Here is a 13,920-nt window from a genome sequence, read left to right as displayed (position 1 = left end):
TAAAGAGGTCCTCACGTGACTACCATTGTATCTGTACGTCGTGATAATAAAGTTGTGATTGCCGGAGACGGCCAAGTCTCGCTTGGCAATACCGTAATGAAGGGTAATGCGCGCAAGGTTCGTCGTTTATACAACAATAAAGTTCTGGCCGGATTCGCTGGTGGTACCGCAGATGCCTTCACGCTATTCGAGCGTTTTGAAAGTAAGTTGCAAATGCACCAAGGTCATTTGACCAAAGCAGCGGTTGAGCTTGCGAAAGATTGGCGTAGTGATCGTGCTTTGCGTCGTTTGGAAGCGATTTTAGCGGTTGCTGATGAAACCACATCGTTGATCATTACTGGTAATGGCGATGTGGTGCAGCCAGAACACGATCTGATTGCGATTGGTTCTGGTGGTAATTATGCTCAAGCCGCAGCACTCGCGTTGTTGGAAAACACTCAATTAGACGCGCGTGAAATTGCTGAAAAAGCGTTAAATATTGCTGGCAATATTTGTGTATTTACCAACCACCATCACACCATTGAAGAACTAGAAATACCAGCCGCATTATTGCCTGAAAAGAACGCATAATCTGGTGTGAACTCTGTACTGAATGTAAGGAATTGATGATGTCTGAAATGACGCCTCGTGAAATTGTTCACGAACTAAACCGCCATATTATCGGTCAAGAGAAAGCCAAACGTGCTGTAGCGATTGCATTACGTAACCGCTGGCGCCGTATGCAACTTGAAGAAAGTTTACGGGTCGAAGTGACACCGAAAAACATTCTGATGATCGGCCCAACAGGGGTGGGTAAAACAGAAATTGCTCGCCGCTTAGCTAAGCTAGCCAATGCACCGTTTATCAAAGTAGAAGCGACGAAATTTACCGAAGTGGGTTATGTTGGTAAAGAAGTCGAAAGTATTATCCGTGATTTGACCGATGTGGCGGTTAAATTAACCCATCAACAGGCGATGGAAAAGGTTAAGTTTCGTGCTGAAGAATTGGCCGAAGAAAGGGTACTTGACGCCCTTTTGCCTCCTGCGCGCGATGCGTGGGGAGAGTCAGAAAAAACCGAGCAGTCATCGACCACTCGCCAAGTGTTTCGTAAAAAACTTCGTGAAGGCCAGTTAGACGACAAAGAGATTGAAATTAACGTTGCCGTACCACAAATGGGCGTTGAAATTATGGCGCCTCCAGGTATGGAAGAGATGACCAATCAACTGCAAGGGTTGTTTCAAAATCTCGCAGGTGATACCAAGAAAAAGCGTAAACTGAAAATCAAAGAGGCGTTAAAAGCCTTGGTTGAAGAAGAAGCGGCGAAACTGGTTAACCAAGAAGAGTTAAAAGAGCAAGCTATTTACAACGTTGAGAACAACGGCATCGTGTTTATCGATGAAGTTGATAAAATTTGTAAGCGCGGTGAAAGCTCTGGCCCTGATGTATCTCGTGAAGGGGTACAGCGTGATTTATTACCACTGATTGAAGGAAGTACCGTTTCAACTAAGCACGGTATGGTAAGAACCGATCATATTTTGTTTATCGCTTCGGGTGCCTTCCAAGTGGCTAAACCTTCGGATTTAATTCCAGAGCTGCAAGGTCGTTTACCGATTCGTGTTGAGTTAGAAGCGTTATCGAGTCATGATTTCAAACGTATTCTTACCGAACCGAAAGCGTCTTTAACTGAGCAATATATCGCATTGATGAAGACTGAACAGGTCGATATCAGCTTTACTGAAGATGGCATTAAACAAATTGCCGAAGCCGCGTGGCAAGTCAATGAAAGCACAGAAAATATTGGTGCACGACGTTTGCATACGGTGATGGAGCGTTTGATGGATGAGATCTCTTATGAAGCGACAGAGCGCCCGGGTAGTCAAATGGTCATCGATGGCGACTATGTACGTGGTCGTCTCAGTGAATTGGTGGAAGACGAGGATCTTAGCCGCTTTATCTTATAAATTACTAGCCCACCGCACTGGTGGGCTTTTTTATCGCCCTCGTTTGCGCGTATACTCAGCGCACTGTTTTGTCATTGCTATTTATTATGAATAACTCTTTACGTATTTGGGTCGATGCGGCGCGACCGAAAACTCTCCCTCTTGCCTTGGTCTCTATTCTTACGGGGAGTGTACTGGCGTTTTCTGTCGGTTCGTGGTCTTGGCCAGTCACCGGTTTAGCGTTACTGACCGCAACTTTATTGCAAATTCTCTCCAATTTAGCCAATGACTACGGTGATGCGCTGAAAGGGACGGATAACGAACAGCGTCTTGGACCGATGCGGGCGATTCAATCAGGTGCGGTTTCATTAGCCGATATGAAACAAGCGATGATCATTAACGTGCTATTAACGATCGTCTCTGGATTAGCCTTGGTTTTTTATGCGTTAGACAGTGCCCAAAGTATTGCTGCCTTTTTGGCGCTGGGCGTAGTCGCCATTCTCGCTGCGATTGCCTATACCGTTGGCAATAAACCCTATGGCTATGTGGGGTTGGGGGATTTATCCGTCTTCATCTTTTTCGGTTTACTTGGTGTCTCTGGCAGTTATTTTTTACATACAGGCCAGATCGAATGGCGGTTGTTATTGCCCTCTGTTGGTTGTGGGTTATTAGCGGTATCGGTGCTCAATATTAATAATATGCGAGATATTGAAAACGATGCCTTATGTGGTAAACGTACGGTAGTGGTACGTTTAGGGCAGCAGCGTGCCAAGGTGTATCATCTGTTGTTATTAGCCGGAGCCCTATGCGCCTTTGCCAGCTACTTATTGATTCAAGACCGCTCAGCTTGGCTTAGTGCTCCTTTTTTGTTCAGCCTGATGGTATTGATTAATCATGGGCGAGCCGTGTATCGAACTTCGCAACCGGTACAGATGGCGCCTTTGTTACCCAATGCAGTCAAATGCGCTTTAGTTACCAATGTATTGTTTATTTCGGTCGTCATCGCTCAAACAATCCTACGTTAATTTGCGTTCTGTCATTGCATTGACTTACTGACACTATATACTCGTGGGATAATGGTTCGTTAAGAGAGTAAAGCTATGGAATACAACACCTCTGCGCTGTGCGATATCTATCTCGAGCAAGTCGATGTACTAGAACCGATGTTCAGTAACTTTGGAGGCCGAGCATCCTTTGCTGGTCAAGTGACGACCATTAAATGTTTTGAAGATAATGGGTTGATTCGCGAAACTCTTGAACAAGACGGTGTCGGCCGAGTGCTGTTGATCGATGGTGGTGGTTCGTTACGTCGAGCGCTGATTGATGCCGAGCTCGCTGCGATTGCTGAAGAAAACGAGTGGGAAGGCATTGTCGTTTATGGCTGCGTTCGAGAAGTCGATGAACTGGAAGAGATGAGCGTGGGTATTCAAGCGCTGGCTTCTATTCCTGTTGGCGCGGTGTCACTGGGTATCGGTGAAATTGATGTTGCGGTGAACTTTGGTGGGGTAACCTTCCTACCTGAAGATTATCTCTACGCCGATAACACAGGGGTGATTTTATCACCTGAGCCCTTAAACGTCGATTTAGACGTTGAAGACGACGAGCTCGAAGAGATCTAACTTTCGCGCGCCGATTGGATAATTTGAAGCAGAACCGAAGTCAAAAGCTTCGGTTTTTTGTTGCCATAAAACTTGTCTTGGTATCTAGTTTGTTATCGACAGTATTCGTTGACGTAGCCGTAACGCATATAGGTAGCCAAGCAAACCGCCCATAATATTGCCTAAAGCGATGCCGATAAACAATCCGATCACACCATACCAATACGCCCCAAGCCAAGCCGCAGGTAAAGTAAAGATGAAAAGACGCATTACGCTCCATTGAAATGCTTTTAGCGGTTGATGAAGGGCGTTTAACGCCGAAACCAACATCATCACGATACCTTGAAAGCCATAACTGATAGGGACAATCAGTAAGTAGTACCACAGTAAGTCACGCACGCTTTGCTCTTGTGAAAACAATGCCGCTAGCGGAATGCTCAGTGGCACCATCATGATAAAAATCAAGAACTGAAAAACCACGGCAAAACGCAGGCCAACAAATAACCCTTCAAAGCTGCGCTGTGGATTATCGGCCCCTAAGTTTTGTGCCATGAATGGCGTTAAGGCAGAAGTGAGCGACATTAATACCAAGATTAAAATCGATTCAATACGCTGTGCGGCACCATAAGCCGCGACGGCTGCGGTGCCATGTTGGGAAAGCATGATCATTAACACGGCACCACATAATGGATTCATCGCACTCGATAGCGCCGCTGGGGTGCCAATGGTTAAAATTTGTCGCCAGTCACGATTAAGCATTTTCAAATTAGCTCGAGCAAGCAGCTTGTCACGTCGAGCCAAAATATACAGTGAGCCGATTAGCGCGCCGAGCCAAGAGCAGGCGCTGGCAATCGCTGCCCCTTGTATGCCTAATTCTGGAAAGGGGCCATAGCCAAAAATCAATAATGGATCGAGTACGCCATTGATGACTCCCGCCAATAACATGATTTTGGCGGGAGTTTTAGTGTCTCCGGTAGCGCGAATGGCGCTATTGCCCGCCATGGGGATCACCAGTAAAGGAATGGTCAGATACCAAATTTGCATATACTGGTTAATCAGGGGGAGCAGTTCAGCTTGTGCGCCGAGTAAACGAAATAGTGGGTCGATAGTAAGAACACCGATGAAGGAGGCGCACAATACCAGGACCACGGCCAATAACAAACCATGACTAGTCAGGCGCGCCGCTTGCTTGGTTTCTCCTTGACCTAATAAACGGCCAATACAGGTAGAGAGTCCAACGCCAATCCCCATGGTGATACAGTTGACGGCGAAGGTGACCGGAAAGGTGTAGCTGATGGCGGCTAGTGCTTGAGTACCGAGCAACGAAATAAAAAAGGTATCGACTAAGTTGAACAGTAAGATAGCGATCATCCCTACCGTCATTGGCAGCGTCATTTGGCGCAGTACTTGGGGGATAGGGGCGGACAACAAGCCGTGTTTATCGTGCATGGTGAATCAGCGAATAGAAAGTGCAAGAGGGGCTAGGATACTCTATATCAGGATCGGGTACTAGCGATGAACTTGGCGATAAAAATAAGGCCAGCATGGCTGGCCTTGAGATAACTTATTGATAATGATTAAGCATTTTTCATTTTAGCGGCTGCTTTCGCGATTGCAGCAAAGCTCTTCGCATCCAGTGCAGCACCGCCAACTAAAGCGCCATCAATGTCTGGTTGTGAGAAGTAAGCTTCTGCATTTTCTGCTTTCACTGAGCCACCGTATTGAATGATCACCTGCTCGGCAACGGCAGGGCTTTTCGCGGCGATGTGAGCACGAATAGAAGCATGGATACGCTGTGCGTCATCCGCTGTTGCTGCTTTACCAGTACCGATTGCCCAGATGGGTTCATAAGCGATGATCGCATCGTTTAGTGCTTCTACGCCGTAAGCATTGATCACGGCATCAATTTGGCGCGCACAAACCGCTTCGGTTTCGCCTGCTTCATTTTGTGCTTCTGATTCACCGATACAGAACACTGGTGTTAGACCGTTCTCTTTTAAGAATGCAAATTTCTTAGCGACAAATTCGTCAGATTCATGATGGTATTGACGACGCTCAGAGTGACCAATGATGATGTGAGTGGCGCCGAAGTCTTTTAACATCGCTGGAGACATATCACCGGTAAAAGCACCGCTGTTATTTAGGTCAGTATTTTGTGCACCAAGAATGATTTTGTTGCCACCTTGTTTGATTAAACGCTCAGCAAGATCGAGGTATAGCGCTGGTGGAGCGACAGCCACATCAACACCGTTTACACCTTCTAGCTCAGCATTCAGGCCATTCAGTAGCTCAGTCACCATAGTTTTGCTACCGTTAAGTTTCCAGTTACCCATCACAACAGGACGACGCATAGGAATATCTCCAATTTAATTGATAAAAAAAGAACGACTGGCAAAGAATATAACAGATAAAAGCGCATAGATCATGATTAGGGTCATGACTTTCTTGGATCCTCTTTTCTGTCTTGCCCATAGTGCGTTAAGCTGACGAGAGTGATATTAAGGGGAATCATTTTTGCTATCGTGGCAAATGAATCATCGAGAGTGATAGACAGGGAGTTTTCATGCCAAATTTAGTCTTAGAGTATTCAAATTCTGTTGAGGAACGAGTCAACATCCAAGGATTACTGGAAGATTTACATCAAGTAGCGATAGACAGTGGGTTATTTGAAACCGCCTCGATCAAATCTCGCACTTTGCGTTGTCATCATTGGTTGATTGGTGAACAGGGCGATAGTGTCGACTTTATCCATCTCAGCTTTGAATTACTCGATGGACGCAGTGGCCAACAAAAACGTGAGCTTTCTCGCCAGTTAATGGCCGTACTCGCTGAGCAAGCAAGTCAGGTTCATTCATTAACGATCAATGTGCGTGATATGGACAAAGATAGTTTTCAGAAAATTATTTATTGAGTGAGTAAGTAATGCCATTAACCCAATTGTTGTTTTCTTTCCATGGCCGGATTGGTCGCCAAACCTATTGGTTATGGAATCTCGGTTATTATTTGACCATTATTGTTTTCATGTTAACAGTGAGTCGCTGGTTGCCGAGCTTTGCGGCCTATCTTTGGCCATTATTACTGCTTGGGCTCTTATTGCCAGATTTAGCGGTAACCGCTAAGCGCTGGCATGATCGCGATAAGTCGAGTTGGTGGTTGTTATTGAATTTACCGTTGTTGGTCGGGCGAATGGGTATGCCTGTTGGGGAAACGACGATGGCAACCACTCCCAATTGGTGGGAAACCGCCCTTGCGTTACTTGCATTGGGCTGCGGAAGTTGGATTTTAGTCGAATGTGGTTTTCTTGCGGGTAAAGTGACCGATAATCGTTTTGGCAAATCCCCCCATACAACGAATTCCTAGCGCCAATCATCGTGGCGAGCTTGAAAAGGGATAATTTGTGCCGAGGTGGTTGGTTGGTTATCTCCTTCTAAAGCACCTCGAAACTTTATCATTTGTACACTTAGTTCCTGCATCAGTTTGACATTTGCATGGTGAGGATTTTTACAGCGGCTCAGTATGCGATCAATATGGTTTTGCTGGGCGCGTAATCGATCTTGCATGATAGCGGAAGCAGAATCAATCAATTCATCACAGAGCGATTGTTTCAACGAGCTAAACGCTTCAGGATTTTGCTCTGCTAGCAATACTAACTCATCAAAAGAGGGGAGAACTTGGATAGGACTGGGTGATCGAGACATTGAGTGCACCTTATCTTCTATGAGTACCATGCCATAAGGTAAATCATGGCGGATGAAGAGATGGCCCGAAAGCAAATAGCGTTGCTGAACTTGTTGGTTGGTTGAAGCTCACCACGTGTTTACTTGTTACAGGCCATGCCTCCTAATGACTTAATGATCAGTATAGATAACAGATCAAAATAATGAGAAGAGAATCACGCCATTCTCATTATTGAAACAGAAAATAGGCTACGGCGCTTAAGGATGTGCTGAGAAAGGTTGGATACGGTAAGCGCAGCGGTGCTGGCCTTCAATAATGTGCTCGCTACGTTCGATATGACACTCTGGGCCAAGTAGCTGCTTAAACACATTGAGTTCGGAGACGCAGAGAGCGGGGCAGCGTTTAGCCGCTCGACAGATAGGGCAGTGATTTTCAATCAATAAATAGCCCCATTCTGTACGTTCTAGTTCAGCCATATAGCCTTCTTGCTCACGCAATTTGACTAAGGTCTGTAATTTAGTTGCTAAATCATTACAGGCTATTAATGCTTGTTGGTAATGTTGCAGTGTATGCGCTTCTCGTTCAGCGGTGACTTTGGCTAAGCCATCTTGACCAAATAGATGCTCAACCGCGTCGATCATTTGAATCGTTAGCTCACCATGTCGGTCCGCAAACTGATCATGTCCTTTTTTGGTTAGCGACCAATGACGAGTTGGGCGACCGACTTTGACTTTGACATCATAGAAAATCAGGATCCCCTCATCTTCTAAGCTTTGTAAATGCTGTCGAGCGCCCATGGTGGTAATGTGCAGATCATTTGCCACTTGTTTTGCTGTGACAGCACCTTCTCGTTTGATGGTGTGTAAAATCCGCTCGATGGTCTTCATGGTTTTCCTCTTTAATTACTCTGTCTATTATGGATAAGCCTCTTAATAAAGCAAAGGATTTACAATCACCTGAGAATAGAATCCTCACTGAACGTCGCGCTGGATGACCGTTGAGTCTGCAATTCTTAATCCTATGGATCGTTGTTGATCGATCGTTTCCTTGGGCGTTGAATCTTTTCTCGATAAATTTGTTAACTAAATCACGTTTTTTTTATTCTTCCCCCTTGGGATTGTTGGCTTTCTCCCCCACATAACAGTCACAAGCTGAGTAATCAGCCTTTTCATTAACCTCATAGAAAATAAAATCAGGAGAGACGACCGATGAACATTCGTCCATTACACGACCGAGTTATCGTTGAACGCCAAGAAGTTGAATCTAAGTCTGCTGGTGGCATTGTTCTAACGGGCTCAGCGGCAGAAAAATCCACTCGTGGCAAAGTATTAGCTGTGGGTAAAGGCCGTATCCTTGAGAATGGTTCGGTTCAAGCGCTGGATGTAAAAGTGGGTGATACTGTTATCTTCTCTGAAGGTTACGGTACCAAAACAGAAAAGATCGATGGCAAAGAAGTGTTGATTCTATCTGAAAACGACATCATGGCGATTGTCGAGTAAGAGTAAGCATTGAGTAATTTTTGCTCTGATTCAAAAACGATTGATTAAAACAGAATTAAGAAAAGGAAATGAAACATGGCTGCTAAAGACGTTAAATTTGGTAACGATGCACGCATTAAAATGCTAGAGGGCGTTAATGTTCTCGCTGACGCGGTAAAAGTGACTCTTGGTCCTAAAGGTCGTAACGTAGTATTAGACAAATCGTTTGGTGCTCCAGTTATCACTAAAGATGGTGTGTCCGTTGCGCGTGAAATTGAACTGGAAGACAAATTCCAGAACATGGGCGCACAAATGCTAAAAGAAGTCGCTTCACAAGCCAATGATGCTTCTGGTGACGGTACGACAACCGCAACCGTATTAGCACAAGCGATCATTACTGAAGGCTTGAAAGCTGTCGCTGCGGGTATGAATCCAATGGATTTGAAACGCGGTATTGATAAAGCCGTTGTTGCTGCCGTTGAAGCGTTGAAAAACCTATCAGCACCATGTGCAGACACCAAAGCCATCGCTCAAGTGGGTACTATTTCTGCAAACTCTGATTCAAGCGTGGGTAATATCATTGCTGAAGCAATGGAAAAAGTTGGCCGTGATGGCGTTATTACGGTTGAAGAAGGTCAAGGTCTACAAGATGAGCTTGATGTTGTGGAAGGTATGCAATTTGATCGCGGTTACCTATCTCCTTACTTCATTAACAACCAAGAAGCGGGTAGCGTTGACTTAGACAACCCATTCATTCTGTTGGTTGATAAGAAAATTTCTAACATCCGTGAATTACTGCCTGCGCTTGAAGGCGTCGCCAAAGCGTCTCGTCCATTACTGATTGTTGCGGAAGATGTCGAAGGCGAAGCGTTAGCCACTCTCGTTGTTAACAATATGCGTGGTATCGTTAAAGTTGCTGCGGTTAAAGCACCTGGTTTTGGTGACCGTCGTAAATCAATGCTACAAGACATTGCTATTCTAACTGGTGGTACCGTTATCTCTGAAGAGATTGGTCTTGAACTTGAAAAAGTGACGCTGGAAGATCTTGGCCAAGCAAAACGTATTTCTATCACCAAAGAAAACACCACCATTATTGATGGTGCTGGTGAAGAAGGAGCTATCAAAGGCCGCGTAGTGCAAATTCGTCAACAAATTGAAGATGCAACATCAGATTACGACAAAGAGAAACTGCAAGAGCGCGTTGCTAAATTGGCTGGCGGTGTAGCAGTAATCAAAGTCGGCGCAACCACTGAAGTTGAAATGAAAGAGAAGAAAGACCGCGTAGAAGATGCGCTACACGCGACTCGCGCTGCGGTTGAAGAAGGTGTTGTTGCGGGTGGTGGTGTTGCACTAATTCGTGCTGCCGCTAAAGTAGCGGGCCTTGAAGGTGACAATGAAGATCAAACCGTCGGTATCCGCCTTGCGCTTCGTGCAATGGAAGCCCCTATTCGTCAAATCGTTAAAAATGCTGGCGAAGAAGATTCGGTGGTTGCTAATAATGTTCGTGCTGGTGAAGGTAACTACGGTTACAACGCTGCAACGGGTGAATATGGCGATATGATCGAGATGGGTATCTTGGATCCAACTAAAGTTACTCGTAGTGCACTACAATTCGCTGCTTCAGTTGCAGGTCTGATGATCACTACGGAAGCAATGGTGACTGAGCTACCAAAGAAAGATGGCCCAGCAATGCCTGATATGGGCGGCATGGGTGGTATGGGCGGCATGATGTGATGCGACAAGGGTCGCATTTGACCGTTCCTTGGTGTTAATCACTAAGGTGGGCAGAAATATCAGAAGATATAACTGCCCTAGCTATCACCCGAGGATGTAAAGATAGCGCTCTCCCAAGAGTTCCTCACCATTAAACCACCCGCTGGAAACAGCAGTAAGGAAACAAGTATTGAGGCAGCACCGCTGCCTCAGATTTTCACTATGATCACATACCTTTTAAAGGTGTACAACGTGAGCGGGAAACCGCAATTTAGGAAAATAAAACTTGGGACCGACATATCGGGCAATGCCCGATATGCCCTTCACTTAAAAGCACTGGCTTCTTAATAGAACTCGGTAATTTACTGTGTTTCATCACAAGAAGATGCGCTTCACGGTCAAAACGACTGAAGCTTGTGTGTTGTATTGTCTTACTTTCAGCAGCAGCCTGAACTGATAAGACCAACTTTGTAGCAAGTTGTAGCCTAGGGATAGTGCGAATCTAGTAATGGATTGGTGCGAAGCTTCCTGACAATGTACCCCCTGAAAAGGTGCAATTTCTGTGTGAGCAGAATTGTAGATATCACTAATGACAAGTGGTTGAGGGGCTAGGCTTGGTTATAGGGTTAACGTACGTGAACTGTTGATAAACAACGTCAGCCGCGTTGAGCGAAATGTCTTTGTTACGCTCTGACCAAAAGGTATGTGGACAGGTTCTTTCTTTTACATCTGGGAAGACGCTACTGTTGTGCCACCGTTGGATAGACAGAACCTAAGTAACTATTTGTACAAACACAGGAACTTGGTAAGCCCAATTATCCGCCCAAGTGGCAGGTGACTCGTAAGAGAAGCTGTTGGGTAAGTGGGTATGGGAACGATGGAAAAAGCGAATGCTTGGCTGTAATGGTCATGATAGAGGTTCAGACTTTGCTTCGACTCGAAAGAGTGCAGACTTCCATTAGGTCTTTAATCGTAAGATGGCTTGTAAAGCTGAAAGCGGGTTAATGTTATTGCGTTAACCTGAAACAATCCCCCCTAGGGTGAATGACATTTCACCCTAAGGGGGGATCTGTCTTCATTTCCCATGGGGGTAACCATGAGGAAAGCAAGATGAGTAGCACACAGTGTTTACCTGCATTCTCACACCAGAATGATGGCTGGCATGCCCTAGATTGGAAACTATGCCATCGGACAGTGAAGAAGCTACAAGTGCGGATTGCGAAAGCAACGCAAAGGAAAAATTGGCGACAAGTAAAGCAACTGCAACGAATGCTTGTGAAGTCTTTTTCTGCCAGAGCATTAGCGGTTCGAAAGGTTACTGAGAACCGTGGTAAGAAAACACCCGGTGTGGACGGAGCAATCTGGAATACACCCCAATTGAAATGGGAAGCGATACATAATCTCAGTCGTAAAGGTTACAAACCGATGCCACTAAGACGTGTTCACATTCCTAAAGCTAACGGAAAAACCCGCCCATTGGGGATACCGATCATGCGGGACAGAGCGATGCAGGCCTTGTACCTGCTAGCTTTAGAGCCCGTATCGGAAACCAGAGCGGACAGGAATAGCTATGGCTTTCGTCCTCATCGTGCTTGCGCTGATGCTATCGAACAATGTTTCGTGAATCTCAGCCGTAAGTCGAGTGCCCAATGGGTACTAGAGGGCGATATCAAAGGGTGTTTCGACCATATCAGTCATGAATGGCTTATTGCCCACGTCCCTATGGATAAAGCGATATTAAAGAAATGGCTGAAAGCCGGATTTATGGAATCCGGAAGTTGGAATCCTACTGTGGCAGGCACACCACAAGGGGGAATTATCTCTCCTGTGTTGGCCAACATGGCTTTAGATGGACTTGACGAGGTATTGGAATCTCATTTTGGGAAGAAGAACACCAAGGCGAGCTATAAGACTAAGGTCAACTATGTACGTTATGCGGATGACTTCATCATTACTGGGATCTCGCAAGAGCTGCTGGAAAATGAAGTGTTACCTATAGTTGAAGCCTTTATGGCGGAGCGTGGGTTGGCACTATCGAAGGAAAAGACGTTGATTACACATATAGAGCAAGGGTTCGATTTCCTTGGGCAAAATGTACGAAAATACAACGGTAAGATGTTAATCAAACCGTCGAAGAAAAACGTGCAGACATTGCTGAACAACATACGGGATTATCTCAATAGCAATAAAATGGCTCCAGCTCAGGCGATCATTGCCAAGCTGAATCCGATGATTCGGGGATGGTGTAACTACCATCGTTGGATTTGTGCTAGCGAGACATTTAAGTATGTGGATTACCGGATCTGGAAAATGCTTTGGAAATGGTGCCGACGCATTCATTCTAATCGCCGTAAACGCTGGATTAAGAACAAGTATTTTAAGACAGTGGGTGAAAGAAATTGGGTGTTTAGCGCACCAAAACAAAAAGGGGAAGAAGGCTACTATCGTCTGTTTTACGCAGCACGAGTGAAGATCGACAAGCATGTGAAAATTCGGGCAACAGCCAATTGTTACCTACCCGAAGACGAGCAGTATTTTGAACGTCTAAAGATGCAAAGGTTGAAGAAATCTTTGGCAGGTAACCTGAAGTTGTGGAAGATTGTTGAAAGACAAAACTTCCAGTGTGCGGTCTGTCAACAGACATTCAACTCAGAAGATGAGTGGGATATTCACCATATCATCCGACGGGTTGATGGGGGCAGCGACGACAGTTCGAACTTAATGATGTTGCATGTGAATTGTCATCGACAAATTCATGTATCTCAGTTGCCAATACCTCTTTGAAAACATCTTGGTAAAAGTTAGTTGCTGGTTTCATCCATAATGGAACTTATAAAGGCTTGAGCCGTATGCGGGGAAACTCGCACGTACGGTTCTTAGGGGGCGGTGGCGCAGTAATGCGCTGCTGCTACCCGACATGCTAGCCTAATGTGCTAATTAGTAAAAAACCGGAGTGAAAACTCCGGTTTTTTTACATTTATCGAGAGTGAAATGATGCAATTAACGGCCACGAAATCGTTGATGAACACCACGGCGTAAACTTTGAAAAGTATTTTCCACTTTATCAACACCATAGAGCACTAACAAAACCAGCAGGGTAATCACCACCGATTGTACCCAATAGCCTAAGCCGATCATTAAACCGAGTGCTGCGAGCACCCAAATTACCGCGGCAGAGGTTACGCCATGAATTTTACCGTCTTGAGTCATCATTACGCCGGCCCCTAAAAAACCCACCCCAGTAATAATTTGTCCTAGTACGCGCGCTTGATCTAAGGTATTTGGCGACAAAGACACTGCCATCGCCATAAAAAAATAGGTTCCAGAGATAATCAAAATCGAGGTTCTAATCCCAACGGGTTTGCCACGAGTTTGTCGCTCAATACCGACCAGCAATCCATTAACCGCACAACAAAACAGTGCATACCAGCTGAACGGCCCTAGATCAAGTAGGGTGTCTAAAGTGAACATGTTGTCTCCAAATGTGAGCGCGCGACAAAGGCGTCAGTATGCGTGATCTTGTTTGATTAGTTA

The 13,920-nt window shown here is 45.4% G+C and carries 14 protein-coding genes; 9 read left to right on the top strand and 5 right to left on the bottom strand.

The annotated features are described in order from the left end of the window. Nucleotides 1–15: 15 nt before the first annotated feature. From hslV to rraA, 4 genes are all read left to right on the top strand, one after another. Nucleotides 16–570, top strand: coding sequence for an ATP-dependent protease subunit HslV (gene hslV, locus FKN93_RS00825; protein WP_004394445.1), 555 nt, complete (start codon nucleotides 16–18; stop codon nucleotides 568–570). 38 nt (nucleotides 571–608) lie between these two features. Further along, a complete protein-coding gene (hslU, locus tag FKN93_RS00820; protein ID WP_158145001.1) occupies nucleotides 609–1,940 on the top strand; it encodes an HslU--HslV peptidase ATPase subunit in 1,332 nt (443 codons plus the stop codon). Between the two features lie 86 nt (nucleotides 1,941–2,026). Next, nucleotides 2,027–2,944, top strand: coding sequence for a 1,4-dihydroxy-2-naphthoate polyprenyltransferase (locus FKN93_RS00815; RefSeq protein WP_158138979.1), 918 nt, complete (start codon nucleotides 2,027–2,029; stop codon nucleotides 2,942–2,944). A 75-nt stretch (nucleotides 2,945–3,019) separates the two neighbouring features. Beyond that, the gene (gene rraA, locus FKN93_RS00810) at nucleotides 3,020–3,538 is read left to right on the top strand and encodes a ribonuclease E activity regulator RraA (protein WP_154169966.1); all 519 of its coding nucleotides are present in this window, start codon (nucleotides 3,020–3,022) and stop codon (nucleotides 3,536–3,538) included. Between the two features lie 84 nt (nucleotides 3,539–3,622). On the opposite strand, the gene FKN93_RS00805 is transcribed toward rraA, so the two are convergent. Together FKN93_RS00805 and tpiA are read right to left on the bottom strand one after the other, a co-directional pair. Next, nucleotides 3,623–4,966, bottom strand: coding sequence for an MATE family efflux transporter (locus FKN93_RS00805; RefSeq protein WP_158144623.1), 1,344 nt, complete (start codon nucleotides 4,964–4,966; stop codon nucleotides 3,623–3,625). A 128-nt stretch (nucleotides 4,967–5,094) separates the two neighbouring features. Then, nucleotides 5,095–5,868 carry a triose-phosphate isomerase gene (gene tpiA, locus FKN93_RS00800; protein ID WP_004394450.1) on the bottom strand — a complete coding sequence of 258 codons (774 nt, stop codon included), beginning with the start codon at nucleotides 5,866–5,868 and terminating at the stop codon, nucleotides 5,095–5,097. Between the two features lie 212 nt (nucleotides 5,869–6,080). Here tpiA and FKN93_RS00795 point away from each other — a divergent pair, with 212 nt between their 5' ends. Continuing rightward, a complete protein-coding gene (locus tag FKN93_RS00795) occupies nucleotides 6,081–6,428 on the top strand; it encodes a 5-carboxymethyl-2-hydroxymuconate isomerase (RefSeq protein ID WP_154169969.1) in 348 nt (115 codons plus the stop codon). Between the two features lie 11 nt (nucleotides 6,429–6,439). Then, nucleotides 6,440–6,877 (top strand): DUF805 domain-containing protein, encoded by a 438-nt coding sequence (locus tag FKN93_RS00790; RefSeq protein WP_158138977.1) that lies wholly within the window; start codon nucleotides 6,440–6,442, stop codon nucleotides 6,875–6,877. Here FKN93_RS00790 and FKN93_RS00785 read toward each other — a convergent pair. Together FKN93_RS00785 and FKN93_RS00780 are read right to left on the bottom strand one after the other, a co-directional pair. Then, nucleotides 6,874–7,215: a DUF3135 domain-containing protein gene (locus tag FKN93_RS00785; RefSeq protein WP_170904275.1), complete on the bottom strand. Its 342-nt coding sequence runs from the start codon at nucleotides 7,213–7,215 to the stop codon at nucleotides 6,874–6,876. The genes FKN93_RS00790 and FKN93_RS00785 overlap by 4 nt on opposite strands. Nucleotides 7,216–7,452: 237 nt before the next feature. Continuing rightward, complete coding sequence (locus FKN93_RS00780) at nucleotides 7,453–8,082, bottom strand: metalloregulator ArsR/SmtB family transcription factor (RefSeq protein WP_158138975.1); 630 nt, start codon at nucleotides 8,080–8,082, stop codon at nucleotides 7,453–7,455. A 321-nt stretch (nucleotides 8,083–8,403) separates the two neighbouring features. On the opposite strand from FKN93_RS00780, the gene FKN93_RS00775 reads away from it, so the two are divergent. From FKN93_RS00775 to ltrA, 3 genes are all read left to right on the top strand, one after another. Further along, nucleotides 8,404–8,694 carry a co-chaperone GroES gene (locus FKN93_RS00775; protein WP_004394454.1) on the top strand — a complete coding sequence of 97 codons (291 nt, stop codon included), beginning with the start codon at nucleotides 8,404–8,406 and terminating at the stop codon, nucleotides 8,692–8,694. Between the two features lie 75 nt (nucleotides 8,695–8,769). Further along, a complete protein-coding gene (gene groL, locus FKN93_RS00770) occupies nucleotides 8,770–10,407 on the top strand; it encodes a chaperonin GroEL (protein ID WP_170904274.1) in 1,638 nt (545 codons plus the stop codon). Between the two features lie 1,089 nt (nucleotides 10,408–11,496). Continuing rightward, nucleotides 11,497–13,170: a group II intron reverse transcriptase/maturase gene (ltrA, locus tag FKN93_RS00765; RefSeq protein WP_148533180.1), complete on the top strand. Its 1,674-nt coding sequence runs from the start codon at nucleotides 11,497–11,499 to the stop codon at nucleotides 13,168–13,170. Between the two features lie 216 nt (nucleotides 13,171–13,386). On the opposite strand, the gene FKN93_RS00760 is transcribed toward ltrA, so the two are convergent. After that, nucleotides 13,387–13,857: an MgtC/SapB family protein gene (locus FKN93_RS00760; protein WP_158138973.1), complete on the bottom strand. Its 471-nt coding sequence runs from the start codon at nucleotides 13,855–13,857 to the stop codon at nucleotides 13,387–13,389. Nucleotides 13,858–13,920: the final 63 nt, after the last annotated feature.

The organism is Vibrio sp. A8-1, from assembly GCF_013048685.1.
Taxonomy (GTDB): domain Bacteria; phylum Pseudomonadota; class Gammaproteobacteria; order Enterobacterales; family Vibrionaceae; genus Vibrio; species Vibrio metschnikovii.
This window is presented reverse-complemented; position numbering and strand designations above follow the sequence as displayed.